Origin of the sequence: Pseudomonas sp. MD330_10 (genome assembly GCF_042610415.1) — a bacterium.
Taxonomy (GTDB): domain Bacteria; phylum Pseudomonadota; class Gammaproteobacteria; order Pseudomonadales; family Pseudomonadaceae; genus Aquipseudomonas; species Aquipseudomonas rhodesiae.
This window is the reverse complement of sequence record NZ_JBHGZU010000012.1, coordinates 1-26,025: the sequence shown is the minus strand read 5'-3', so window position 1 is coordinate 26,025 and position 26,025 is coordinate 1. Positions and strand designations below refer to the sequence as shown.

The window sequence follows — 26,025 nt, the reverse complement described above, 5'->3', positions numbered from 1 at the left end:
CAATACCACCGGGGGCGAGCCCCCTCCCACATTTGGCCCTTCGTGTGCCTGGGTTTACGCCGCGCTGAACAACTTGTGCGGATCAATCACAAACTTCTTCGGCACGCCCGCATCGAACTCGCCGTAGCCCCGTGGTGCGTCGTCCAGGCTGATCACCTGCACGCCGACGATCTCGGCGATGTTGATGCGGTCCCACATGATCGCCTGCATCAGCTGGCGGTTGTACTTCATCACCGGGGTCTGGCCGGTGTGGAAGCTGTGGGATTTGGCCCAACCCAGGCCGAAACGGATGCTCAGGCTGCCCATTTTCGCGGCGGCGTCGACGGCACCCGGATCTTCGGTGACGTACAGGCCCGGGATACCGATCTTGCCCGCTACGCGCACTACACCCATCAGCGAGTTGAGTACGGTGGCAGGGGCCTCTGCCTTGACGCCATCGTGGCCATGGCCGCGCGCTTCAAAGCCCACGCAGTCGACCGCGCAGTCCACTTCCGGCTCGCCCAGCAACGCGGCGATCTGTTCGTGCAGCGGCGTATCGGTGGACAGGACTACTACCTCAAAACCCTGGGCCTTGGCGTGGGCCAGGCGGATGGAGTTGACGTCACCGACGATCACCACTGCCGCACCCAGCAGACGCGCCGACGCAGCAGCGGCCAGGCCAACCGGGCCGGCACCAGCGATGTACACGGTGCTGCCTGGGCCAACGCCCGCCGTCACCGCGCCGTGGTAGCCCGTCGGCAGAATGTCGGAGAGGCAGGTCAGGTCGCGGATTTTCTCCATGGCCTTGTCGCGGTCCGGCAGTTTGAGCAGGTTGAAGTCGGCGTACGGCACCAGCACGTACTCGGCCTGGCCGCCGGTCCAGTCGCCCATGTCGACGTAGCCATAGGCACCACCGGCACGGGCCGGGTTGACGGTCAGGCACACGCCGGTGTGTTGCTCTTTGCAGGAACGGCAGCGCCCGCAAGCCACGTTGAAGGGGACGGAAACCAAGTCGCCGATTTTCAGGTTTTCGACGTCGCTGCCCTTCTCGATCACTTCACCGGTGATTTCGTGACCGAGCACCAGGCCGGTCTGGGCAGTGGTACGGCCGCGCACCATGTGTTGGTCGGAGCCGCAGATATTGGTGGAGACCACGCGCAGGATGACGCCGTGCTCGATCTTCCTGCCACGGGGGTCCTGCATTTTGGGATAGTCGATTTTCTGTACTTCGACCTTGCCGTTGCCGAGATACACGACACCACGATTACCAGACATGCTTTCACCTCGCTGTTGTTTTTATGGAACTGCGTTGCCGTCAAATGGGCAGCGCGTTAAGTGCTCGGGTACAGATGCTGTTGCTTGTGTTGTTTGTCAGGGCCTCATCGGGGGCAAGCCCCCTCCCACAGTTGAATGCGTGCACAAATCAAAATGTGGGAGGGGGCTTGCCCCCGATAGCGGCAGTCATAGCACCACTGTCCTATTGGCATTCAAGAACACCCGCCGCTCAATGTGATACCCAACCGCCCGGGCCAATGTCAGCCCTTCGATATCGCGCCCCTTGGCAATCAAATCCTCGGGATAGTGGCTGTGATCCACCACCTCCACGCCCTGGGCGATGATCGGGCCTTCGTCCAGGTCGTTGTTGATGTAATGCGCAGTGGCGCCCACCAGTTTCACGCCCTTGTTGTACGCCTGGTGATACGGCTTGGCGCCCTTGAACCCCGGCAGCAATGAGTGGTGAATGTTGATGGCCTTGCCATCGAGCTTGCGGCACAGCTCCGGCGACAGCACTTGCATATAGCGCGCAAGAATCACCAGTTCGGCACCGGTGTCTTCCACCACTTGCCACACCTGACGCTCCTGGGACGGTTTGTCGTTGGGGTCGAGGGGGAAATGGTAGTAGGGAATCTGATGCCAGTCGGCCAATGGCTTGAGATCGGGGTGGTTTGATACCACCGCCACCACGTCCATCGACAATTGGCCGATACGCTGGCGGTACAGCAGATCGTTCAGGCAGTGATCGGCCTTGGACACCATGATCACCACTTTTGGCCGGTAGTTCGGTGCCGTCAGCTCGAAGATCATGCCAAACGCCTCGCCCCGCGCAGCCAGGCCATCGCGAAAGGCTTGCTCGTCGAACCCGTCAGGCTGGCGGAATTCCACGCGAATGAAAAACCGGCCCGAGAGGCGGTCATCGAACGAATGGTGCTCGGTGACGTAGCAGCCCTGCTCGAACAGGTAGCGGGTGACCGCGTCCACCGTGCCGAGCACGCTGGGGCAGTCGGCGGTCAAAATCCATGTATCGGGTGCGCGGCTCATGGGTTATTCCTCAGGCTTGGACACTCAGGCCGAATTCCGCCGAGGCATCCTGCAACCACAGCCACCAGTAATCCGAGAAGCTGCGACGGATCACCAGTTCCCAGGTGTCTTCGGCGGTATGGCGGATCACCAGTTGCGACTTGGCGAACACCGTGCCTACCGCTTTGCCCACTGGGAAATTATTGGGGTGCACGTCGTAGCTGGTGGATTTCATCAGCACATCGCGCACGTTCGGGCCGCTGAGTTCGAGGATCTGCTGGCCGCCGCTGACGTTGACCACCTGAATATGCAGGTCGCCCAGCGCGGCACGCAGGTTCTGCTCTGCGGCGAACTCCTCACCGCTCGGCACCACCAACAGCCACTCATCCGGGCCGAGCCATTGCAGGCTGGTTTCGCCTTTGACGATAACTTGCAGGGCGCCGGGCAATTCGATGCCCAGGGCCTTGTGCACACCGGCGGCGAACGCGGCATCATGACCATCGCCACGAATGGTCAGGTGGCCGAGCAGTTTCTTTTCGCGCACGGTCACACCGGCGTTCTTGCGGCCCTTACCGACCAGACTGGCGAGGTCGGCATGGTGCAGCGACGACTCGGCCTTGGCGCCGGTAGTGGGGCGTTGTTGGTACACATTGGCTGCTGTCATAAAGCACCTGTTCTGAATTCTGTTGTGTGGCTACTGGCGTCATCGGGAGCAAGCCCCCTCCCACAGGGGAATGCATTCCAAATGTGGGAGGGGGCTTGCTCCCGATGGCCGCGCCTCGGTCTATCAAATGTTCTGGCGATCCCCTTTCGGGTCGAAGAACACCGAAGACACAATCTCAGCCTCGATCACGCTGCCATCGGCCTGGGGCGAGAACACCCGTTCGCCGATGCGCTTCAAGCCGCCTTTCACCACGCCCATGGCAAACGAATAGCCCAGGGAGTTGTGCGCGTAGCTGGAGGTGACGTGACCAACCATCTTCATCGGGATCGACTGCTTCGGATCGAGCACCAGTTGCGCGCCCTCCGGCAGCCACACCTTAGGATCAATCGGCTTGAGGCCCACCAGTTGCTTGCGCTCTTCGCGCACGCAGTCTTCACGGTTCATGCCGCGCCAGCCGATCCACGAGAACGGTTTGGTACGACCGACGCACCAGCCCATGTTGAGGTCGTCCGGGGTCATCGAGCCGTCGGTATCCTGGCCGACGATGATGAAGCCCTTCTCGGCCCGCAGTACGTGCATGGTTTCGGTGCCGTACGGAGTCAGGTTGTACTTCTTGCCGGCGGCGACAATCTGTTCCAGCACGCCCATGGCGTAGTCGGCCTGCACGTTGACTTCGTACGACAGCTCACCGGTAAACGAAATGCGGAACACCCGCGCCGGCACACCGCCCACCAAACCTTCTTTCCAGGTCATGAACGGGAAACCGTCCTTGTCCAGGTCGATGTCGGTGACTTCCGCCAGCAGCTTGCGGCTGTTGGGGCCGGACAGGGTCATGGTAGCCCAGTGGTCGGTGACCGAGGTGAAGTACACCTTGAGGTCCGGCCATTCGGTTTGCTGATAGATTTCCAGCCACTGCAGCACGCGGGCGGCGCCGCCGGTGGTGGTGGTCATCAGGAAGTGGTTGTCGGCCAGGCACGCGGTCACGCCGTCGTCGAAGACCATGCCGTCTTCCTTACACATCAGGCCGTAGCGCGCCTTGCCCACGTCGAGCTTGGTCCAGGCGTTGGTGTAGATGCGGTTGAGGAACTCACGGGCGTCCGGGCCCTGGATGTCGATCTTGCCGAGGGTGGACGCATCCAACAGGCCGACGCTGTCGCGCACGGCCAGGCATTCGCGTTTCACCGCGGCGTGCAGGTCTTCACCGTTGCGCGGGAAGTACCAAGGACGTTTCCACTGGCCGACGTCTTCGAACTCGGCGCCATTCTTGACGTGCCACGCGTGCAGCGCGGTGTAGCGCACGGGTTCGAAAATATGCCCACAGTGCCGGCCCGCTACGGCGCCGAAGGTGACCGGCGTGTAGTTGGGACGGAACATGGTGGTGCCCATCTGCGGGATGGTCACGTTCAGCGAGCGCGCAGCGATAGCCAGGCCGTTGACGTTGCCCAACTTGCCCTGGTCAGTGCCGAAGCCCAGCGCGGTGTAGCGCTTGACGTGCTCGACCGACTCGAAGCCTTCGCGGGTGGCCAGTTCGATGGCGGCAGCGGTAACGTCGTTCTGCAGGTCGACGAATTGCTTCGGCGCCCGTGCGGTCGCTTTGTCGTGCGGCACCTGGTAGATCGCCAGGGTAGGTTCTTCCAGACGGCTCAGGGCCTTTGGCAGAGTGCCTTCCACCGGCGCGAAACCGGCTTCGCTGGCGGCGCGCACGCCCCCTTCAAAACCATCGGCCAGGGAATCGCCGAGGCCGTAGACGCCGTTGATACCACCGACGCACACACGTTTCTGCGGCGCCTCGCCGGGGACGAAACCAAGAATGTCTTCACGCCAGATCGGCTTGCCGCCCAGGTGCGAAGCCAGGTGAACCACCGGGCTGTAGCCGCCGGAGCTGGCTACCAGGTCGCAGTCCAGCCACTCGCCGGGGCTGGTGACTTTATGGGCCTTGACGTCAATCGCGGCGACACGCGCAGCGGTCACGCGCTTGGTGCCACGGGCTTCGACCACGGCGCTGCTGGTGAGGATGCGGATACCTTTGGCGCGGGCTTCTTCCACCAGTGCACCGCGTGGGTTGTGGCGCACATCGGCGACGGCTACCACGGCCAGGCCGGCGTCGAACCAGTCCAAGGCCACGCGATAGGCGTGATCGTTGTTGGTCGACAGCACCAATTTTTTACCCGGTGCCACGCCGTAACGGCGCACATATGTGGAGACCGCACCGGCCAGCATGTTGCCCGGCACGTCGTTGTTGCCGTACACCAATGGACGCTCGCACGCACCGGTGGCCAACACCACGCGTTTGGCACGCACACGGTGAATGCGCTGGCGCACCACGCCGATCGGCGCACGGTCGCCGAGGTGATCGGTAAGGCGCTCGTGAATGGTCAGGAAGTTATGGTCGTGGTAGCCGTTGACCGTGGCGCGGGGCAGCAGCACCACGTCCGGCAGGCTTTTCAACTCGGCGATCACACTGGCGACCCACTCGCTGGCGGGCTTGCCGTCCAGGCTTTCGCGGGAGTCGAGCAACGAACCACCGAACTCTTCCTGCTCATCGGCAAGGATCACCCGGGCGCCGCTGCGCGCAGCCGCCAGTGCCGCCGCCAGCCCGGCAGGGCCTGCGCCCACCACCAGCACGTCGCAGTGACGGTTGAAGTTGTCGTAGGTGTCCGGATCGTTCTCGGTCGGCGAGCGGCCCAGGCCGGCGGCCTTGCGGATGTACTTCTCGTAGGTCATCCAGAACGATTGCGGGTACATGAAGGTTTTGTAGTAGAAACCCGGCGGCATCAGCTTGCCGCCGACCTTGCCGAGAATGCCCATCATGTCGTTGTTGACGCTCGGCCAGCCGTTGGTGCTGGTGGCGACCAAACCTTGATACAGCGCCTGTTGTGTGGCGCGTACGTTAGGAATCTGGGTGGCTTCGGTCGCGCCGATCTGCAGCACTGCGTTCGGCTCTTCGGCACCGGCGGCAAAGATGCCGCGAGGGCGCGAGTACTTGAAGCTGCGGCCAATGATATCGACGCCGTTGGCCAGCAACGCGGCGGCCAGGGTGTCGCCTTCGAAGCCTTTGTAGGTCTGGCCGTTGAAGCTGAAGGTCAGGACCTTGTTACGGTCGATCCGGCCACCGTTGGACAGGCGATTGATCTGGCTCATACCTTCTCTCCAGAAGCCTTGGCGGTGAATTGCGGCTTCTCGCCAATCTTGTAGGTTTCAAGAATTTCGTAGGTCACGGTGTCGCGGGTCGCGTTGAAATACTGGCGGCACCCGGCGGCGTGAATCCACAACTCGTGGTGCAGGCCACGGGGGTTGTCGCGGAAGAACATGTAGTCGCCCCACTGCTCGTCGGTGCAGGCGTTCGGGTCTAGCGGGCGCGGGATGTGCGCTTGGCCGGACGCGTGGAATTCCTCTTCGGAGCGCAGTTCGCCACAGTGAGGACAGAAGATATGCAACATAGGGAATTTCTCCTGTTAGTGGGCGACGGCGGCAGCGCCGTGTTCGTCGATCAACGCACCGTTGTGGAAACGGTCGATGGAAAAAGGTGCCGCCAATGGGTGCATTTCACCCTTGGCGAGGCTGGCGGCAAACACGTTGCCTGAGCCCGGCGTGGCCTTGAAGCCACCGGTGCCCCAACCGCAGTTGAAGAACATGTTCGGCACCGGGGTCTTGGAGATGATCGGGCACGCATCCGGGGTGGTGTCGACGATGCCGCCCCACTGGCGGTTCATGCGTACGCGCGACAGCACTGGGAACATCTCAACGATGGCCTGGATGGTGTGCTCGATCACCGGGTACGAACCGCGCTGGCCGTAGCCGTTGTAACCGTCGATACCGGCACCGATCACTAGGTCGCCCTTGTCGGACTGGCTGATGTAACCGTGTACGGCGTTGGACATGATCACGCTGTCGATAATTGGCTTGATCGGCTCCGACACCAGCGCTTGCAGCGGGTGGGATTCGATTGGCAGGCGGAAACCGGCGAGCGAAGCCATGTGACCGGAGTTACCGGCAGTGACCACACCAACGCGCTTGGCGCCGATAAAGCCCTTGGTGGTTTCCACACCGATGCACACGCCGTTTTCCTTGCGGAAGCCGATCACTTCGGTTTGCTGGATCAAGTCCACACCGAGGGCGTCGGCGGCGCGGGCGAAGCCCCAGGCCACGGCATCGTGACGGGCCACGCCGCCACGCCGTTGCACGGTGGCGCCGAGCACCGGGTAGCGGGTGTTTTTCGAGCAGTCCAGGTACGGAATCTCGTCGGCTACTTGCTTGGCATTCAGCAGCTCGCCATCCACGCCATTGAGGCGGTTGGCGCTGACGCGGCGCTCGGAGTCACGGATGTCCTGCAGGGTGTGGCACAGGTTATAGACGCCACGCTGGGAGAACATCACGTTGTAGTTCAGGTCCTGAGACAGGCCTTCCCACAGTTTCATCGCGTGTTCGTACAGGTGCGCCGACTCGTCCCACAGGTAGTTGGAACGCACGATGGTGGTGTTGCGCGCGGTGTTACCGCCGCCCAGCCAGCCTTTCTCGACCACGGCCACGTTGGTGATGCCGTGTTCCTTGGCCAAGTAGTAAGCGGTCGCCAGACCATGCCCGCCGCCGCCGACGATGACCACGTCGTACACCTTTTTAGGGGTCGGCGTGCGCCACATCTTCTGCCAGTTTTCGTGATGGCTGAGTGAGTGCTTGAAGAGGCCGAAGCCCGAGTAGCGTTGCATAGTCATTACTCCAATACCGCGCTCAGCGATAAACCGGGAAATCAGCGCACAGGGCAGACACGTGCTTGGCCACGTTAGCCTCGACATCGGCGTCGCCGAGGTTGTCGAGGATGTCGCAGATCCAGCCAGCCAACTCGATGCACTGCGGCACTTTGAAACCACGCGTGGTCACCGCCGGGGTGCCGATACGCAGGCCCGACGTCACGAACGGCGACTGCGGGTCATTCGGCACGGCGTTCTTGTTGACGGTGATATGGGCGCGACCGAGGGCGGCATCCGCCTCTTTGCCGGTCAGGCCCTGACGGATCAGGCTGACCAGGAACAGGTGGTTATCGGTGCCGCCGGACACTACATCGTAGCCGCGTTTGATAAACACGCTGGCCATGGCCTGGGCGTTATCGATCACTTGTTGCTGGTAAGCCTTGAAACCCGGCTCCAGCGCTTCCTTGAAGCACACCGCCTTGCCGGCGATCACATGCATCAGCGGGCCGCCCTGGGCGCCAGGGAACACGGCGGCGTTGAGCTTCTTCTCGATCTCTTCGTTGGCCTTGGCCAGGATCAAGCCGCCACGCGGACCGCGCAGGGTTTTGTGAGTCGTGGTGGTGACCACATCGGCGTAAGGCAGCGGGTTCGGGTACAGACCGGCGGCAACCAGGCCGGCGACGTGGGCCATATCGACGAACAGCAGCGCGCCCACCTTGTCGGCGATCTGACGGAAACGGGGGAAATCCAGAGTCTTGGAGTAGGCGGAGAAACCGGCCACCACCATCTTCGGCTTGTGCTCCACCGCCAGGCGCTCGACTTCGTCGTAGTCGATCAGGCCGGTGTCGGTGTTGATGCCGTATTGCACCGCGTTGTACAGCTTGCCCGAGGACGACACTTTAGCGCCGTGGGTCAGGTGACCGCCGTGGGCCAGGCTCATGCCGAGGATGGTGTCGCCGGCATTGATCAGCGCCAAGTACACCGCGCTGTTGGCGGACGAACCGGAGTGCGGCTGCACGTTGGCGTAATCGGCACCGAACAGTTGCTTGGCGCGCTCGATGGCCAGGGCCTCGACTTTATCCACATGCTCGCAGCCACCGTAGTAGCGCTTGCCTGGGTAGCCTTCGGCGTATTTGTTGGTGAGGCCGCTGCCTTGGGCTTCCATCACCCGCTTGCTGGTGTAGTTCTCTGACGCGATCAGCTCGATATGATCTTCCTGGCGCTGCTCCTCGGCATTCATCGCCGCCAGCAGTGCGTCGTCATATCCCTGAATCTGGTCTTGTTTGCTGAACATCGCGTCTCTCCCAGCCTTTCGTATTGTTAAGGCCCTCGCAGGGCCCTTTGATGCGATGGTAGGGCTGGCGTAGACAGGTCAAATGCCTGCGCACGCCACGCAAAGGTGCGTTTACGACATTACCGAATCAACACCAAATAAATGTGGGAGCGGTTAGGCAATGATGTGGCGCAGGAGTAGCAGCAGGAGGAAGTGCATGGGATACAGGGCGTAGGCCCAGCGGCGCATTGCTGGCGGCGAGGTGCTGTGGGCATGTCGCAATAAGACCAACCCCGCCCATGGCGCAATCAGGCACGCGACCAGCCCCAACAGCGCCACCGGCGTGCCGCTATTGAGCAGGATCTGCCATTGATTGGCGGCCACGCAGACCAACCCTGGCAACACACTGAAATACCAAGGCCGGCGAAATACCAGCAACATCGCCAGGGGCAGCAATACACCAAACAATCCGAACATTAAGTGCGCTGAAAATACCGCCGCTATCGTGACCGCGATTAACGCCAATCCTCGATCAATAAACGTCTTCTGCTGCCATCCTCGGGCAACCAGCAGGCCCAGCGCGAGGGTCGGCAACACGTTCAACGTATCGGCATCCTCGATAAACAAGCGATACGGTACTTCGCTGATTACGCTGAACAGCAGCAACCAGCCCAGGTAGCGCCATTGACCCGTTACCGGGGCGTTGCGAACCCGGTGCAGGTTCGCCGCAATCGCCAGGCAAAACCACGGGAACGCCAGCCGCCCCGGCACGTACAGGCCGTCCAGGCTCAAACCGACATAACGCAGGTGATCCAGCACCATACTGAGCAGCGCCAGCCACTTGAGCAGGTCCAGAGCGCCGTCTCGGACGGGTCCGACAGGCAAGGTGTGAGCGCTGTGCATAATTCCCCAGTGACTTTGCATTTACAGTGCGTGCGCACGCCCAACAATCTTGGTTACAGTGCGCACCAATATCGACCACAGGAACGGGCCATGACCGACAAGAGCCAACAATTCGCCAGTGACAACTATTCGGGCATCTGCCCGGAAGCCTGGGCCGCCATGGAACAAGCCAACCACGGCCATCAGCGCGCCTACGGCGACGATGAATGGACCCACCGCGCCGCCGACGGTTTCCGCAACCTGTTCGAAACCGACTGCGAAGTGTTTTTCGCCTTCAACGGCACCGCGGCCAACTCCCTGGCGCTGTCGTCTCTGTGCCAGAGCTACCATAGCGTGATTTGCTCGGAAACCGCCCACGTCGAAACCGACGAATGCGGCGCGCCGGAGTTTTTCTCCAACGGCTCCAAGCTGCTCACCGCCCGCACCGAAAACGGCAAACTGACCCCCGAGTCGATCCGCGAGATCGCCCTCAAGCGCCAGGACATCCACTACCCCAAACCCCGCGTAGTCACCCTGACCCAAGCCACCGAAGTCGGTAGCGTGTACACCCCCGAGGAAATCCGCGCCATCAGCGCCACCTGCAAAGAGCTGGGCCTGAACCTGCACATGGACGGCGCGCGCTTCTCCAACGCCTGTGCGTTCCTTGGCTGCTCGCCGGCCGACCTTACCTGGAAAGCCGGGGTGGACGTGCTGTGCTTTGGCGGCACCAAAAACGGCATGGCCGTGGGCGAGGCGATCCTGTTCTTCAACCACAAGCTGGCCGAAGACTTCGACTATCGCTGCAAACAGGCCGGCCAACTGGCCTCGAAGATGCGCTTCCTCTCCGCACCTTGGGTAGGCCTGCTGGAAAACGACGCCTGGCTCAAGCACGCCCGCCACGCCAACCACTGCGCGCAGTTGCTGAGCAGCCTGGTGGCGGATATTCCCGGCGTGGAGCTGATGTTCCCGGTGCAGGCCAACGGCGTGTTCCTGCAACTGTCGGAACCGGCCATCGCCGCGCTGACAGCCAAGGGCTGGCGCTTCTACACCTTCATCGGCAAAGGTGGGGCGCGCTTCATGTGCGCGTGGGATACCGAAGAAGAACGCGTAAGGGAACTGGCCGCGGATATCCGCGAAGTGATGAACGCCTGAGACGGGCGAATAGTGGCGCTGTGCCGAGACTGTTATTTGTTATTTCCGACAGCAACGCAGCGAGCTTTCATTGACTAACCTCTTGGAACCCGCAAGGAAATCGCCGCTGCAGCGGCTGCCCTCGCGGGTACTACCACCCGCCGAACAATCGGCTGGAAACGGAAATCCAGAAGAGGTTTTTAATCATGGAATATCAAAGCACCGGCAATACCCTAAAAAGCGACGGCACTGTCACCACCACCGTTATCGACTGGGACGAGTTCAGAAAAACCGCCCAAATCGGCGACACTATCCGCGAGCCGTCGAGGACGCTGCGGATCTATGACAAAGTCTATGAATTGACAGCTTCAGGCCAGCACTTCGTCGTACACATCTACGCTCAATAACCGTTAACCTTCGCGCACTCCCACGCACTGCGTGGGGATGCCGGGGCTGCGAGCTGGCTGGCCAGGCACGTTCATTCGAGCGATCAGTACTCGATACGCACATCGCCCTTCGGCACACTGCAGCACGACAGGATGTAGCCTTCGGCTTCATCATCCTCGGTGATCCCACCGTTGTGCTCCATCTCCACTTCCCCACCCAGCTTCAGCACCTTGCACGTGCCGCAGATGCCCATGCCGCAGGCTTTGGGGATCATCAGGCCAAGCTTGGCGGCGGCGGCGTGTACGGTTTCGCCCGGCGCCACGCGGATGCTCTTGCCCGAGGTAATGAACTCCACCTGGTGCAGGTCCGCCAGGTCGACTTCCGGCGCGTCGGCGGCTTGTTCGGCTTGCTCCACCGCATCGGCGCGGGCTTCGGGCGGCGTGGCGCCGAAGGATTCCTCGTGGTAGCGCGTCATGTCGAAACCGGCGGCTTCCAGCAGGCGCTTCACGGCGGTCATGTAGGGCGTTGGGCCGCAGCAGAACACTTCGCGCTCCAGCAAGTCGGGCACCATCAGTTCGAGCATCTTGTGGTTCAGGTAACCGCGGTAACCGGCCCATGGTTCGCCCAGGCCATGTTTTTCGCAGATCAAGTGCAGGCTGAAGTTATCGATCCGCGACGCCATGTGCTCCAGCTCGCGGTGGTAGATGATGTCTTTAGGCGAGCGGGCACTGTGGACAAAGGTCATGTCGACATTGGCATTGGTGTCGTAGAACCAGCGCGCCATCGACATCACTGGCGTAATCCCCACGCCGCCGCTGAGGTACAGCACTTTCGGACTGGGGAAGTCGATGGCGTTGAACAGCCCCACCGGTCCGTGCACCGCCAGCTCCTGGCCTTCATGCAAAGTGTCGTGCAACCAGTTGGACACCTTGCCGCCAGGCACGCGCTTGATGGTCACCGAGAAGCTGTAGGGCACCGATGGCGAGCTGGAAATGGTGTAGGAGCGCATGATCGGCTGCCCGTCGATTTCCAGCTCCAGAGTCACGAATTGCCCTGGTTTGAAAAAGAACAGGATCGGCTGGTCGGCCATAAAGCAAAAGGTGCGCACATCCCAGGTTTCCTGGATGACTTTGACGCAACGGACGATGTGCCGACCATTGGCCCAGGTCTGGGTGGTTACCGGATTCAGGAAATTATTGGACATGTTGTTCTCCACCGCCGAGGTCGGCCTTATGGTGGCGATTCTGCGTAACGCGAGAACCGCCCACTTACCTATCTGCGACATTCACATACTTATCGCGACCAGCCCCCATACCACGGGGCTTGCGCGTCGGGATCAGAGTGGGCCATGTCGCTCATGGATAAGGTTCGCCGCATCAGCAGCCCCACACTCGCTCCCAACAACGACGCTTTCTTTACGCCTTGCTGCACACCTGATCAGCCACTATTCGCCGGCCACACAGAATGGCCATGAGGACCTACACGATGGACGTCACCGCAACCTTAAGCTTGGGCGATCCGCTGGAACCCGCACGCAAGGCCACCGCGCAAATGCTGCAAGAGCGCGAGCGCACCTTTTCGCTGCCGCAGCCGTTCTACTGCGATGAGCGTTTGTTCGATATCGACATGCAGGAGATCTTCCAGAAAGAGTGGTTGATCGCCGGCATGACCTGCGAGATTCCGACCAAGGGCAACTACCTGACCCTGCAAGTGGGCAAGAACCCGATCATCGTGATCCGTGGCGCCGAGGGCGTGGTGCATGCGTTCCACAACGTGTGCCGTCACCGTGGCTCGCGCCTGTGCACCAGCGACAAGGGCAAGGTGGCCAAACTGGTCTGCCATTATCACCAGTGGACCTACGAACTGGACGGCCGCCTGCTGTTCGCCGGCACCGAGATGGGCGCCGACTTCGACATGAATCAATACGGCCTCAAGCCGGTCAACGTGAAGACCGCCGGCGGCTATATCTTCATCAGCCTGGCCGAAAACCCGCCGGCCATCGATGACTTCCTGTCGACCCTGAACCACTACATGGAACCCTACGACATGGAGAACACCAAGGTGGCGGTGCAAACCACCTTGATGGAAAAGGCCAACTGGAAACTGGTGCTGGAGAACAACCGCGAGTGCTACCACTGCGGCGGTTCGCACCCGGAGCTGCTCAAAACCCTGCTGGAATGGGACGACGTCACCGACCCACGCGCCGACCAGGCATTCAAGGACCACGTCGCCGCCTCGGCCGCTGCCTGGGACGCCGAGAAGATCCCGTACGCCCACGCCAGCTTCGGCCTGCGTAACCGCATCGTGCGGATGCCGCTGCTCAAGGGCACCGTGTCGATGACCCTCGATGGCAAACAAGGTTGCGCCAAGCTGATGGGCCGCATCAAGAATCCGGACCTGGGCTCGATGCGCATCCTGCACCTGCCACACTCGTGGAACCACTGCATGGGCGACCACATCATTGTGTTCACGGTGTGGCCGATCAGCGCGCAGGAAACTATGGTCACTACCAAGTGGCTGGTACACAAGGATGCGGTCGAAGGCGTGGACTATGACGTGGAGCGCATGCGCCAGGTCTGGGACGCCACCAACGACCAGGACCGTCGCCTGGCAGAAGAAAACCAGCGCGGCATCAACTCCACGGCCTATCAACCGGGCCCGTACTCCAAGACTTATGAGTTCGGCGTGGTGAATTTCGTGGACTGGTACAGCGAGCGCATGCTGAGCAACCTGGGCGCAGCACCGGCGCCTTACCTCAAAGGCGTGGCGGCACACGAATAAACGCTCCTAATCGTTGGAACTGTGGGGGGGGCCTGGCCCCCTCCCACAATCGAACCTCGCACTGCTTACTATTTGATCAGATCTCTCCCAGCCCCCTACCCGCCTGCCTTCCAGCCTTTGCCCAACAACTTATCCACAGAGCCACCCACAGCAATTGTGGGCAACTGCGCCAATTACCCAGAAATAAGTGAAGAAAATCCGTGACTTATTCAAGTTACGGGTTTGGGTGTGCATTTGATCATTTTTCGATCAATACGCTACAAGCCAATAAAATCGTGGCTTGCAGCACTACGTGAACACCTTATCCACAGAAGCGCCAACAGACTTTGGGGGCAAGTATAAATACCCCACCACGCTTATCCACACGCAAAACGCTTAAAAAACCGGGGCTTAGCCTGGTTGTTTTTCATACAGCAGGCTGCAGCCCTTAATTTACCTGAGCTACAGGCACCCACGAACACCTTATCCACAGCCAGACACACAGCGATTGTGGGTAACGTCCTAGGTGGTATTCGTCTGTACAAAAAATACTCCGCATCTACACTCACCTTTGCAGTTAATTTCACCAGCCTGGGTTAGTGCGGAAGTCCTTGGCGGGATAAACGGGAGGACCAACAGTGATGTGGCAGGGCATACCCAGCCATCACTGCGCCAAAGGTTTTACGCTGATTGAATTACTACTGACGCTGGCCTTGCTGGCCACGCTGGCGACAGTGGCTTATCCGCTGACAGCATTGATGGGCAAACGCGACCGAGAACTCGACTTGCAACGTTCGTTGCGAGAGATACGCCGCGCTATTGATTCCTACAAAGAAGCCAGCGACGACGGGCGCATCGAAAAGAGCGTCACTGCCAGTGGTTACCCGCCCTCTTTGCAGACATTGGTCGATGGCGTCACCGACCAGACCAACTTGCAAGGTCAAAAACTCTATTTTCTGCGACGCATTCCTCGCGATCCTCTCTGCGAATGTCCCGAACTGGCAGCGGAAAAAACCTGGCAATTGCGCAGTTACAAGAGCAGCGCCGATAACCCACAAGAGGGAGAAGATGTATTTGACGTTTCATCCCGCAGCACTCGGGAGAGTTTGAATGGAACGTTGTACAGCCAGTGGTGAACGCGGTTTTACCCTGATCGAATTGCTGGTGGTGATGGCCATCATCGCCACACTCATGACGCTGGTCACCCCCCAGTATTTTCGCCAGCACGCCAAGGCCCAGGAAACCGTGCTGCGCCACAACCTCTCCACCATTCGCCAGGCGCTGGATCAATACCGCGAAGACCACGGCGAGAACCCCGACTCCTTGCAAGCCCTGGTGGACCGCCGCTACCTGCGCGAAATCCCTCTGGACCCGCTGACCGGCAAGCGCGACACCTGGCAACTGCAACCCTCCGACGAACAAGGCCTGGGCGACGTACGCAGCGGCGCACCGGGCACCGCTAACGATGGGACGGCCTATGCAGACTGGTAAGCAGCGCCAGCACGGCTCGGTGTTCATGGGCATGCTGGTGACGGTGGCCGTCGTGGCCGTGATGTTAATGGAGACGGGCACGCTGTGGTCCAGCGTGTTGCAGCGCGAACGCGAACTGGAACTGCTGGCGCGCGGCAACGAAATTCGCCGGGCCATCGGCTTGTACTACAAGGCCGGCAATGCCTTTCCCAAGGCCCTCGAAGACCTGGTGCTTGACCGGCGCCAACCGACCGTCAAGCGCTACCTGCGCCGGGTCTACGCCGACCCGCTGACCGGCACCACCGAGTGGGGCGTCGTGCCAGGGCCGGGCGACACCATCATGGGCGTGTTCAGCCAGGCCAAGGGCACGCCGTTCAAGCAAGGCAACTTTGCGGTCATCAATCAAAGTTTTACAGGGCAAGGCAGTTATCAAGGGTGGGTGTTTCTGTATGGCTCTGTACAGAGTAACCCTGCAACCCGCGTCACTCCTCTGGGAGATCAGCTGACTCGATGATTTCAACGATATGAACACACTGATCGTTCCAGCAGTTCGGAACTTGTTTATCTGGATTGAAGGTGGACTAGAGCATGAATAAGTACATGAAGAGTTTTATCAAATGGACAGTGCCTGCTTTGTGTTTGGTACCGACCTTGAGTTGGGCACATGGTGCTCTGGATATCCCGGCATCACGTGCGGTGAATTGCCAGGCTACCGGAGGCTACTGGCAATCAGAGGATGGGTCCTCCATTGTGGATAAAGGTTGCCGAGAATCAGCCACGCTATTTGGTACCCCTGCCCAAAAAGTATTCGCCGCGCAACAATGGCATGAGGTTTCACACATCCCAGGGATTAATAATCCATCGATGGATCAGATTAAAGCCATTATCAAAGACGGCCAGATCTGTGCTGCAAATGACCCCAGAAAAGCCAGCCTGGATTACCCAACGCCCTACTGGACCAAGACTGACGTGACGTCCGGACAGCCGCTGACCCTCCGACTTATTGGCACCGCCCCCCACGTACCCAGCAAGTTCTATACATTTGCCAGCAAACCAGGCTTCAATTCGGCCACGGACAAATTGAAGTGGAGCGATCTGGTGCAGTTGGGCCAGGAAGAGATATTTGAAGTTGCGAAAACAAACTGGCAAACGCCACCCAGACTACCCGGTGCATCGGGCTACTTCGAAACAGTAAGAACTATCCCGAATGGGCTTTCGGGCAATGGGTTGATTGTCGGCATCTGGGTACGGGACGACCCGAATGGAGAGTTTTTCATTTCGTGCTCGGACGTGAACTTCACAGGTGGAGGTGTGCCTGAGAAACTTCACAATATCGGCACGTTTATCAATGGCGACATGAGTACGCTCAAACCTGGCGACTCCGTGCACTATCGGATTTTTGGTAACGATGGGGCAAAAAAAGAACTGGTCGATATCATTCATAAAATCAGCGCAGCAAATCTGCCGCCTGTTCAATGGGGCAAAGAAATAGCCGACCAAGTCAATCCCTCCATCGCCAAAATCGGCGAGCTAGAGGGCTCGATCGTTACTTACAACGTGCAAAACCCTTTAAGCAACTCGACTTATGCCACTCAACAAGGTTACAGCCAGGCGATGTCGATCATTGCAGGTGAAGGCCCAGGCCCTGTTAATCCGGCGCCACCTATAGCACGGATCACAGGTCCCACTGCATTGAAGTCGGGCGAGACCTTCACATTCAGTGGCACTACGTCAACGGGGAGCAATGGCCCGTTGTTGTATCAATGGGCCGTCCCCGGGATGACGGGCGCACAGAATGGCGCGACCATCAGCGGCAAGGCCTACCAAGTCCCAGAAGTAACCACGTTTGAAGCACGATTGATCGTTCGGGACCAGCAAAACGGTAAAACCGATCCGGCGAAGCTCTCCTTTACCGTAGAACCTGCAAGCGGAGACACGGATTACCCTCAGTGGAAACCGAATGGCGGCTATAACAGCGGCTCACAAGTATCCAATTATGGAGTGAAGTACCGGTGCAAACAGGGATCGGCAGGCGCATGGTGCGGGCAGAATGAAAATGAACCCGGCAAACCCGGTTCCACTTTCTGGCAGCGCGCATGGGATGTTGTTCCTTGAGCCACTGGCATATGCACTGACTTGATAACAGCAAGTGCCAAACGTTATAGGGCGCCTTACGGCGCCTTATATCGCGCAACGCTACAATTGGAAGCAGTACTGGTTATAACGCAGTCCTACCGGCGGTGCCCGCTTCCCCAGCGGGCCGGAAGAGTTGATCACAACCGCCGAGTATCGCCATGCGCACACGCATACTTATCACCCCCTTCCAACGCGCCTTTACGCTGCTGGAACTGCTGGTCGTCCTGCTGATCATCGCCCTGCTCGCCGGCTATGTCGGACCCAAGATGTTCGACCGCCTGGAGCTGGCCAAGGTGCAAACCGCCCAAGGCCAGATGAAGTCCATCGCCGATGCGTTGAACCAGTACCGCCTGGACAACGGCAACTACCCCGACGAAGCCCTCGGCCTGAATGCGCTGACTACGCGGCCCGCCAATGCGGGCAATTGGCAGGGGCCTTACTTGAAGACGTTGCCGCCTGACCCCTGGGGCAACCCATATTTCTACAAAAACCCGGGCACCCCGCCCAACGACGCCGAGATCATCTCCCTGGGCCGCGACGGCAAGGCTGGCGGCGTTAACACCTACGCCGACATTGTCTACGGGCTGTAACGGCTCATGTGCGCGCTGCGGATTGTTCTGACGCTTCTGTGCCTTACGGGCACCGCCCAGGCCAATTGCTGGCAACTGGCGGCCAGTCGTTATCACGTTGATCCGCTCTTGCTGTACGCCATCGCCAGGGTCGAGTCCGGCCTCAACCCCCGTGCGCGCAATATCAATGCCGACGGCAGCCAGGACATCGGCCTGATGCAGATCAACAGCCGCCACTTACCGGCATTGGCGCGGTTCGGCATCACCGAACAGCACCTGATCACTCAGCCTTGCACCAGCGTGATGGTCGGCGCGTGGATCCTGGCCGGTTTTATCCGCGAAAACGGCTACGGCTGGCAGGCCGTAGGCGCCTACAACGCCGGGCCCAAGCCGGACCGCGAGGCGCGCCGTACGCGTTACGCCCTGGCGGTGTGGCGTTACTACGGCGAGTTGCTGCAACAGCGCCGGCAACTGGCGAGGCAAACGCCATGATCGAAATAGACGCCCGCATCATCCGCGACGGTCATTTGCAGTCCCTGCACCTGCAAGCCGTTGACCTGGCCCAGGCGCGCCAGCAATTGCAGGCCGACGGCGCCCAGGTCATCTCGCTCAAAGCCCGTCGCCAACTCAAACTGCCGAGCCGGCGCTCCAAGTTCGCCCTCGGCTTGTTCATCCAGGAATTGGTGGTGCTGCTGGACGCCGGCCTGGTGCTGGTAGAAGCGGTGGAAACCCTGCGCGACAAAGCACCGCCGGGGATAAATCGGCAGGTCATGAGCGAGCTACTGGCCTCGATGTATGAGGGTAACTCGCTGTCCAGGGCAATGCAGCTCAAGCCGCAGACGTTTCCTTCATTGCTGATCGCCACCGTAGCGTCCTCCGAACACAGCGGCCAATTGGCCGTAGCCCTGCGCCGCTACCATCACTTTGAAGCGCATTTGGAAACCGTGAAAAAACGCGTCAGCGGTGCCCTGATGTACCCCCTGGTAGTGCTTAGCGTGGGTGCGTTGATCCTGTTGTTTTTGCTGTTCTTCGTGATCCCGCGTTTCGCCTCGGTGTTCGACGCCGTCGCCGACTTACCCGCCACCGCGCGCTTCATGGTGTGGTGGGGCGCGCTGGTAGACGCACGCGGCATGGAGTTGCTGATCGGCCTGGCGCTGGCGGTAGGTGCGCTGGTGCTGCTGTTTCGCAGCGCCGGGTTCAAGCGTCGCGTGGCCGAGCTGTTCTGGAAGATTCCGAGCCTGGGCGCCCAGCGCACGCTGTTCATCCTGGCGCGTTTCTACCGCACCGCGGGCATGTTGCTGATGGGCGGGATGCCGGTGGTTACGGCGGTAGAGCTCTCCGGTGCCTTGCTGCCGGTGGAACGCCAAGCGGCCCTGCGCCAGGCCATGACCGATATCCAGGCCGGTCAGCCATTGTCCACCTCCCTGGCCCGCCACCAACTGACCACCGCCGTCGCCGAACGCCTGTTGCGGGTAGGCGAGCAAAGCGGCGAATTGGCAGCGATGTGCGAGCGCATCGCGCAGTTTCACGATGAAGCCTTGGAGCGCGCCATCGAGCTGTTCAGCAAGGTCTTCGAGCCCTTGTTGATGCTGGTGGTGGGCGGGCTGATCGGCCTGATTGTGTTCATGTTGTACATGCCGATTTTTGAACTGGCAGGCTCCATCCAAGGGTGACGCAATGAGCGAGAACACGCACAAGTGGCAGGCCTTGGCGAGCCAACGGGGCATCACATTGGCGGCATACCTGACCGAATTGCTGACCACCGCCCCTGACCAACTGCACACAGTCGCCGAGCCGTTGGGGCTGCTCCCCATCGGGCCTGAGCAGCTGGGCGAAGACTGGCGTTTCGACCTGTTGCCCCTGCCCCAGGCACTGCTGCATAACGTGCTGCCCCTGGATCACCTGGGCCAACCCTGCCTGGTGCTGGGCGACCCCTTTACCCTGGCCAGCCGACACTGGTTGCAGTCTTCCAGTACCCTGCGCCAACTGCCTCTGGCCATGAGCCTGCCCGGTGCGGTCAACGCCCAGTTGACCAAAGCCGAAGCCAGCCAGCGGGTGATGCAACCCTTCGGCGAAGACGACCCTGACGCACCGATCGGCCAGGCCGCCCAGGAAATCTCCTTGAGCAGCATCGCCCGCGACGACAATCTGGTGGTGCGCCTGGTCAACTCCATGCTGTTCGATGCGCTACAAAGCCGCGCCAGTGACATCCATGTGGAAACCACTCCCGGCGGCCTGGTGATCAAGTACCGCATCGACGGCGTGTTGCAGCAGATGGGCCAGGCCAGCGGCATGGACATGGCCGAGCAGGCGCTGTCGCGGATCAAGGTGTTGTCGGAGCTGGATATCGGTGAGCGACGCGTGCCCCAGGACGGGCGTTTCAAGATGAAGATCCAGGGGCGCGAAGTGGATTTTCGCGTGTCGATCATGCCCAGCATCCACGGCGAAGACGCGGTGCTGCGCATCCTCGACAAATCCCAGCGCGGCGAATCCCTGAGCCTGGAGGCCCTGGGCCTGGCCGCCGACACCATCGCCCGCATCCGCGCCCTGGCCAGCGAGCCCTACGGCATGCTGCTGGTCACCGGCCCCACCGGCAGCGGCAAATCCACAACCCTGTATGCCGCGTTGTCGGAGACCAACACCGGCGAGAAAAAAATCATCACCATCGAGGACCCGGTGGAATACGAACTGCCCGGCGTGCTGCAAATTCCGGTCAACGACAAGAAGGGCCTGACCTTTGCCCGTGGCCTGCGCTCGATCCTGCGCCACGACCCGGACACGATCCTGGTGGGCGAAATCCGCGATGGCGAAACCGCGGGCATCGCAGTGCAGGCGGCGCTGACCGGGCACTTGGTGATGTCGTCGGTACACGCCAATAGCGCATTCAGCGTACTCGAACGTTTCACCTATATGGATGTGGACCCGGCGAGTTTCGTCGAAGCCCTCAACGGCGTGGTCGCCCAACGCCTGGTGCGGCGCATCTGCGCAGATTGCGCGGTGGAGGCCGAACCCGACCCGGACATTGCCCGCCTCGCCCAGTTGCCCGAGGCCCAGTTGAAACAAGGTCACTACCGCGTGGGCAAGGGCTGCGACGCTTGCCGCCACACGGGTTATCGCGGCCGGCTGGCCCTGGCGGAGGTTCTGAGCATGAACGACACCATCAAGGAGGGTCTGCTGGCGCGCAGCTCAGCGTCCATTCTGCGGGAGCTGGCCCGTGGAGCCGGCCATGTGTTTATTCGCGACATTGCCCTGGCCCACGCCGCCCAGGGCGACACCACGCTCAAGGAGATCCACCGTGTCATTTCCCTTTATTGAGCACGTGGTGTGGCTGCATCGCGACGCTGCCGAGTGGGCCGCACGCGCGCGCTGGCGTGGCGCACCTGTCTGGCACGCGCAATGCCAAGGTACGCCGCTGGCCGCCTGCGCCGAACTGTTGGAGCAGGCGCCGCGCGGACGCGTGAAGTTCCTTGACCGGGCCACGGTGCTGCTGGGTTATCCCCATGTGCATTACCTGCTACTGCCGTGGCAACCCGAGGTGTACAGCGCCCAGGACTGGCAAGGTTTCGCCGAGGGGATGTTCAGCCAGCAGGCCAATATCGATGCCGAGCACTGGCAAGTGCAGGTCGCCGATAGCCCGTTCGGTCAACCGCGCCTGGCGGTCGCCACACCACGAGAATTACTGCTGGACCTGCGCGAACTGTTCAAGCTCAACCGCTTGCCGCTGGTGACCTGCACCCCCGTGCTGACGGCGGTCGCCCAACAGTACTGGCGGCACCTGCCTGACGATTGCGTGGTGGCCGTGCCCGAGGCCGGCAGCCTCAGTTGCCTGTATCGACACTTGGGCATCATCGATCAGGTATGCGTGATCCCCACCCAACCCGGCAGCACCTTGAGCGACAACTTGTTTACCGCCGACCTGCTGGTCGAGCGGCATGCCCCGGCCACGCTCGTGGTCAGCAACGCGCCGGCGGAGCATCGCTTGGGGCCCGTGCACCCGTGGCTGGAGGAGGCGCCATCATGAAAGCCAGGCTCGCCGGTGTCTGGCAACAGTTGCGCGCGCCCAGCGCACCGCGTGTCGATTTCCAGCGCCCCGCCCCCACCCACCGCGCCCTGGTGGCCGCGCTGTGGTTGATGACGAGCCTGTTACTGGTGAGCACTTGGCATCACTGGCAACGCATGGTGCACCAGCAGCAACAGACCGATGTGCTGGAGCAGCAATTTATCCAACTGACCCGCCGTCAGGAGCAGTTGATTCAGGCGGCCATCCGCTTGTCGCCCCAGCAAAGACAACAACTGGCGAGCTTCGCCCAGCAAAAGGCCACACCGTTTGCCTTGATGGATGGCGTGGCCCAGGCCTGGTCCAAGGAGATCGCCCTGACCCGCGTAGAGGTCAACACCCAGGCTCAAGTGCTGCACCTGGATCTGGAGGTGAAACAACTGGGCGATGCCTTTCGCTTCGTGGACCGGCTCCAGGCCCAGCCTGGGGTGCAAGTGAACCTGCAACAAAGCGCACTGAAGAGCAACGACCCGCAGCATCCAGTGCAGGTCAAACTCACCGTTGGCGCAGGGTAGCCGGCCATGGACACCCTCGTTCGCCACCTGCCGCGCCTGCGCTGGCACCTGATGCAGTGGCGCCAGCGCCTGGGCTTCTGGGGCCTGTTGGCCGTGGGCGTAATGGCGGCGGTGCTGTTGATCGAAGTCGTGCTGATTCAACCGGCCAGCAGCGCCGACAGCCAGCGACGCCAGGCGCTGCAAGCGGGTATCGACGAGCAGCCCCAAGACGTTCAAGTGACGGAACCGGCAGTAGTGGAAGCCCTGCCCACGGCACAAGACTTTGCCCCGCGCCTGGAAAAACTGCTGGGCCTGCTGAGCCAACGCGGTTTCATCATTGAGCAAACCACTCTGGCCTACTCCACGCCGGGGGAGACCGGGCTGCAACGTCTGGATGCGCAGATCCCCCTCTCCGGCCCTTACTTCCTGCTGCGCGAGGCCTTGACCGACATCGCCAAAGAGCCAGCGGTACGCATCGAAAACCTCACCCTGGAGCGCAAGGAAATCACCAGCGGCCTGCTCACCATCGACCTCAAAATCAGCGTGCTGGGGGTGGTGGAATGAAACTTCCGTTGTACCTGCGCATCCTGCTGGTGCTGACGTTGATCGGTTGCGGCTGGCTGTTCTGGCAAGACCAGCCCGAGCCCCTCGACAGCGCATCGGCCCCCGTTACCACCAAGCCAGCGCCGAGCGAGCCGGCCGCGCCCACACCCACCGCCGAACCCGCGGAGACGATCGTCGACCTGTTTCCCATACAGACCTGGACCCCGCCGCCACCGCCCCCACCAGTGGACAACGCACCGCGCAGGCCGCCAGCGCTGCCCTTCAAGGTCAGCGCGCAATGGCGCTACGAGAACCAGGCGAAAATCGTCGTGCTCAGCGGCAACGGCGCCCAATACACCTTATGCAACCGCTGCTCGGTGCCGGGGCACATCGTGCCCGGCAAGATGCTGGACGCCCATTACCGCTTGGACAAACTCACCGACACCGCCGTGGTGCTGACTTACATGCCGTTGAAGCATGTCAGCACCCTGCGCCTGGACAAGCACTGACCCGGGAGGGGCACGATCATGCGGCTTAGATGGATTCCCTTGGGCCTGGCGCTGTGCGCAGTGAGTGCGTGTGAAACCCAGCGGGCGATCAAGCAAAGCGATGAGTTGCGCCAACAGGGCGATATCGTGCGTTCGGTCGAGGTGCTGCAAGCCGAGGCCAAGGAAGACCCCGACGATATACAGCTGCGCACCGCGCAGTTCAGCAAGCTGGAGTTGCTGGTGGCCCAGTACAGCCGTGAAGCCAACGCCGCCATGGTGCGTGGTGATGACTCCGCCGCTATCCGCGCCCTGGAGACCATCCTCAAGTACGACCCCAGCAACCTGGGCGCACGCCAGCAAATCCAGAGCATCCAGGCGATGAAACAACTGCGCCCGCAACTGGCGCGGGCCTATGAGATGAAACGCTCCAACCCGGTGGAAGCGCTTAACCTGGTGCGCCAGATCATCGCGCAAAAGCCCAACTACCGAGAGGCCCTGGACCTGCGCAACGCCTTGACCCGCGAGCTGGTGAGTGCCGACCACCTCAGCGCCGACCTCTCCGAGGCCATGCGCAAGCCTTTGAGCCTGGAGTTCAGTTCCCAAAGCCTGACCACGATTTTCGAGACCATCGCACGGTTATCGGGGGTCAATTTCGTCATCGACAAAGACGTCAACCCCAGCGCGTCGGCCAGCATGACCGCCAGCCGCACCACCGCCGAAGACGCGCTGAACCTGTTGCTAACCACCCAGGGCCTGGACAAGAGGATCCTCAACAACAACACAGTGCTGATTTACCCAAAGCGCCCGGACAAAGAACGTGAATACCGCGAGCTGGCGGTGCGCACCTTCTACCTCAGCCATGGCGATGCCAAGGTCGTGGCCGCTGAGATCAAGCAAGTGCTCAAGCCCAAGGAAGTGCTGGTGGACGAGCGCCTCAACGCCGTGCTGGTGCGCGATGGTCTGGACACCCTGAGTGCCGTGGAGAAACTGGTGGAGGCCATCGATATCGCGCAGTCGGAAGTGACCATCGATATCCAGGTGCTGGAAGTCAGCCTCAGCGACGAACTGAACCTGGGTATCCAGTACCCCGGCAGCATCGGCGTGTCCGTTGGCAACCTGAGCAACGTGCCGGCCGGGCTGGCGGGCATCCCGATCAGCGCCCTGCGCGGCATCAACGGCGACAATATTCTGCTGGATGCCAACAGCACCGAGGCGCGGATCAATATGCTGCAACGCAGCGGCAATACGGTGACCCTGGCCAACCCCAGGGTACGGGTGCGCAACCGTGAAGAAGCGCAGGTGAACATCGGCGATAAAATCCCGGTGGTGACCACTACCACGGCCAACCAGATCACCACCTCATCGGTGTCTTACCAGGATGTGGGGTTGCAGATCACCGTCAAGCCGATCATCAGCCTGAGCGATGAAGTGAACCTGGAACTGAACGTGGAGATGAGCCATATCACCAAGCGCATCCCCAGCTCGGACAACGTACCGGCCACCTTTGAACTGGGCTCGCGCGCCACCAAAACCCTGCTCACCGCCCGCAACAATGAGACCCAGGTGGTTTCAGGCCTGATCCGCACTGCCGACGTCGACGAGGGTTCTGGCCTGCCCTGGTTGAGCAAAATCCCGTGGATCGGCAAAAAACTGTTTGGCACCAATGTGAATACCCAGCAGAAAACCGAAATCATCCTGCTGCTGACGCCCCGGATCGAACGCAACTTGGACTTGCCGATTTCCCAGATCAGCACCTTTCACAGCGGCACCGAAGCGCGCAGTTCGACGCAGGGCATGATCCTGCGCGACACCACGGAAAAGATGATCCTCAAACCCACCGGAGGCGACCCGACGCCCGCGCTGCCGCCACCGATGCAGCAACCGGACGCCAACTGGCAGCCCTTGCCGCCGCCGTTACCGGATCTGGTGCCGAAGCCCGAGCCAGCCGCCCTTTAATCTCAGACCTTGAAGAAGATCAAACTGTGGGCCGGAGCTTGCCCCCGATAGCGGTGGTTCAGTTAAAAATACTCAGGCTGACACACAGCAATCGGGGGCAAGCCCCCTCCCACATTGATCACCTTGAGCCGCTTGGGCCGGGGTTACCGGACCTGGCGCCGAATCCCGAGCCCGCCGCCCTTTAATCTCAGACCTTGAAGAAGAACAAACTGTGGGAGGGGGCTTGCCCCCGATAGCGGTGGTTCAGTTA

25 protein-coding genes are annotated in these 26,025 nt (G+C 61.1%); 16 read left to right on the top strand and 9 right to left on the bottom strand.

What is annotated here, in order from left to right:
- Positions 1-54 precede the first annotated feature (54 nt).
- The 8 genes from fdhA to ACFZPT_RS18455 form a co-directional block, all read right to left on the bottom strand.
- Complete coding sequence (fdhA, locus tag ACFZPT_RS18490) at positions 55-1,254, bottom strand: formaldehyde dehydrogenase, glutathione-independent (protein ID WP_379555498.1); 1,200 nt, start codon at positions 1,252-1,254, stop codon at positions 55-57.
- 186 nt (positions 1,255-1,440) lie between these two features.
- On the bottom strand, positions 1,441-2,298 hold the full coding sequence (gene purU, locus ACFZPT_RS18485) for a formyltetrahydrofolate deformylase (protein ID WP_034101145.1): 858 nt from the start codon (positions 2,296-2,298) through the stop codon (positions 1,441-1,443).
- 10 nt (positions 2,299-2,308) lie between these two features.
- Positions 2,309-2,941: a sarcosine oxidase subunit gamma gene (locus tag ACFZPT_RS18480; RefSeq protein WP_024077781.1), complete on the bottom strand. Its 633-nt coding sequence runs from the start codon at positions 2,939-2,941 to the stop codon at positions 2,309-2,311.
- 123 nt (positions 2,942-3,064) lie between these two features.
- Complete coding sequence (locus tag ACFZPT_RS18475) at positions 3,065-6,082, bottom strand: sarcosine oxidase subunit alpha (RefSeq protein ID WP_034115306.1); 3,018 nt, start codon at positions 6,080-6,082, stop codon at positions 3,065-3,067.
- Complete coding sequence (locus ACFZPT_RS18470) at positions 6,079-6,381, bottom strand: sarcosine oxidase subunit delta (protein WP_003194855.1); 303 nt, start codon at positions 6,379-6,381, stop codon at positions 6,079-6,081. The genes ACFZPT_RS18475 and ACFZPT_RS18470 overlap by 4 nt, the downstream gene beginning before the upstream one ends.
- Positions 6,382-6,396: 15 nt before the next feature.
- Positions 6,397-7,647 (bottom strand): sarcosine oxidase subunit beta, encoded by a 1,251-nt coding sequence (locus ACFZPT_RS18465; RefSeq protein ID WP_034115307.1) that lies wholly within the window; start codon positions 7,645-7,647, stop codon positions 6,397-6,399.
- 22 nt (positions 7,648-7,669) lie between these two features.
- Complete coding sequence (glyA, locus tag ACFZPT_RS18460) at positions 7,670-8,923, bottom strand: serine hydroxymethyltransferase (RefSeq protein WP_034101149.1); 1,254 nt, start codon at positions 8,921-8,923, stop codon at positions 7,670-7,672.
- Between the two features lie 153 nt (positions 8,924-9,076).
- Entirely contained in the window at positions 9,077-9,805 is a 729-nt protein-coding gene (locus tag ACFZPT_RS18455) for a TraX family protein (RefSeq protein WP_034115308.1), read from the bottom strand.
- A 90-nt stretch (positions 9,806-9,895) separates the two neighbouring features.
- On the opposite strand from ACFZPT_RS18455, the gene ACFZPT_RS18450 reads away from it, so the two are divergent.
- The gene (locus tag ACFZPT_RS18450) at positions 9,896-10,936 is read left to right on the top strand and encodes a low specificity L-threonine aldolase (protein WP_034115309.1); all 1,041 of its coding nucleotides are present in this window, start codon (positions 9,896-9,898) and stop codon (positions 10,934-10,936) included.
- Between the two features lie 185 nt (positions 10,937-11,121).
- Positions 11,122-11,322 (top strand): hypothetical protein, encoded by a 201-nt coding sequence (locus ACFZPT_RS18445; protein ID WP_034101153.1) that lies wholly within the window; start codon positions 11,122-11,124, stop codon positions 11,320-11,322.
- An 83-nt stretch (positions 11,323-11,405) separates the two neighbouring features.
- Here the strand turns inward: ACFZPT_RS18445 and gbcB are convergent, their stop codons facing one another.
- Entirely contained in the window at positions 11,406-12,506 is a 1,101-nt protein-coding gene (gbcB, locus tag ACFZPT_RS18440) for a glycine-betaine demethylase subunit GbcB (RefSeq protein ID WP_379555496.1), read from the bottom strand.
- Between the two features lie 281 nt (positions 12,507-12,787).
- On the opposite strand from gbcB, the gene gbcA reads away from it, so the two are divergent.
- The 14 genes from gbcA to ACFZPT_RS18370 all read left to right on the top strand — a co-directional run bounded on the left by gbcA (position 12,788) and on the right by ACFZPT_RS18370 (position 25,775).
- A complete protein-coding gene (gbcA, locus tag ACFZPT_RS18435; RefSeq protein ID WP_034101156.1) occupies positions 12,788-14,083 on the top strand; it encodes a glycine-betaine demethylase subunit GbcA in 1,296 nt (431 codons plus the stop codon).
- 620 nt (positions 14,084-14,703) lie between these two features.
- Positions 14,704-15,198, top strand: a complete 495-nt coding sequence (locus ACFZPT_RS18430; RefSeq protein ID WP_034101157.1) for a type II secretion system protein — start codon at positions 14,704-14,706, stop codon at positions 15,196-15,198.
- Positions 15,173-15,553, top strand: coding sequence for a type II secretion system protein (locus ACFZPT_RS18425; RefSeq protein WP_034101158.1), 381 nt, complete (start codon positions 15,173-15,175; stop codon positions 15,551-15,553). The genes ACFZPT_RS18430 and ACFZPT_RS18425 overlap by 26 nt, the downstream gene beginning before the upstream one ends.
- On the top strand, positions 15,540-16,046 hold the full coding sequence (locus ACFZPT_RS18420; protein ID WP_169868664.1) for a type II secretion system protein: 507 nt from the start codon (positions 15,540-15,542) through the stop codon (positions 16,044-16,046). The genes ACFZPT_RS18425 and ACFZPT_RS18420 overlap by 14 nt, the downstream gene beginning before the upstream one ends.
- A 74-nt stretch (positions 16,047-16,120) precedes the next feature.
- Positions 16,121-17,647: a lytic polysaccharide monooxygenase gene (locus ACFZPT_RS18415; RefSeq protein ID WP_080758798.1), complete on the top strand. Its 1,527-nt coding sequence runs from the start codon at positions 16,121-16,123 to the stop codon at positions 17,645-17,647.
- A gap of 179 nt (positions 17,648-17,826) precedes the next feature.
- Positions 17,827-18,258, top strand: a complete 432-nt coding sequence (gene gspG / locus ACFZPT_RS18410; RefSeq protein WP_052229609.1) for a type II secretion system major pseudopilin GspG — start codon at positions 17,827-17,829, stop codon at positions 18,256-18,258.
- Between the two features lie 6 nt (positions 18,259-18,264).
- The gene (locus ACFZPT_RS18405; protein WP_034115311.1) at positions 18,265-18,729 is read left to right on the top strand and encodes a transglycosylase SLT domain-containing protein; all 465 of its coding nucleotides are present in this window, start codon (positions 18,265-18,267) and stop codon (positions 18,727-18,729) included.
- Positions 18,726-19,910 (top strand): type II secretion system F family protein, encoded by a 1,185-nt coding sequence (locus tag ACFZPT_RS18400; protein ID WP_034101163.1) that lies wholly within the window; start codon positions 18,726-18,728, stop codon positions 19,908-19,910. Before ACFZPT_RS18405 ends, ACFZPT_RS18400 begins: the two co-directional genes overlap by 4 nt.
- Before the next feature lie 4 nt (positions 19,911-19,914).
- On the top strand, positions 19,915-21,552 hold the full coding sequence (locus tag ACFZPT_RS18395) for a GspE/PulE family protein (protein ID WP_034115312.1): 1,638 nt from the start codon (positions 19,915-19,917) through the stop codon (positions 21,550-21,552).
- Positions 21,533-22,258 carry a hypothetical protein gene (locus ACFZPT_RS18390; protein ID WP_236238679.1) on the top strand — a complete coding sequence of 242 codons (726 nt, stop codon included), beginning with the start codon at positions 21,533-21,535 and terminating at the stop codon, positions 22,256-22,258. The genes ACFZPT_RS18395 and ACFZPT_RS18390 overlap by 20 nt, the downstream gene beginning before the upstream one ends.
- The gene (locus ACFZPT_RS18385) at positions 22,255-22,809 is read left to right on the top strand and encodes a hypothetical protein (protein ID WP_034115314.1); all 555 of its coding nucleotides are present in this window, start codon (positions 22,255-22,257) and stop codon (positions 22,807-22,809) included. The genes ACFZPT_RS18390 and ACFZPT_RS18385 overlap by 4 nt, the downstream gene beginning before the upstream one ends.
- Before the next feature lie 6 nt (positions 22,810-22,815).
- Positions 22,816-23,352, top strand: a complete 537-nt coding sequence (locus ACFZPT_RS18380; protein WP_034115315.1) for a hypothetical protein — start codon at positions 22,816-22,818, stop codon at positions 23,350-23,352.
- The gene (locus ACFZPT_RS18375) at positions 23,349-23,840 is read left to right on the top strand and encodes a hypothetical protein (RefSeq protein ID WP_034115316.1); all 492 of its coding nucleotides are present in this window, start codon (positions 23,349-23,351) and stop codon (positions 23,838-23,840) included. Before ACFZPT_RS18380 ends, ACFZPT_RS18375 begins: the two co-directional genes overlap by 4 nt.
- 18 nt (positions 23,841-23,858) lie before the next feature.
- Positions 23,859-25,775, top strand: a complete 1,917-nt coding sequence (locus tag ACFZPT_RS18370) for a secretin N-terminal domain-containing protein (protein ID WP_034115317.1) — start codon at positions 23,859-23,861, stop codon at positions 25,773-25,775.
- The last annotated feature ends 250 nt before the right edge of the window (positions 25,776-26,025 follow it).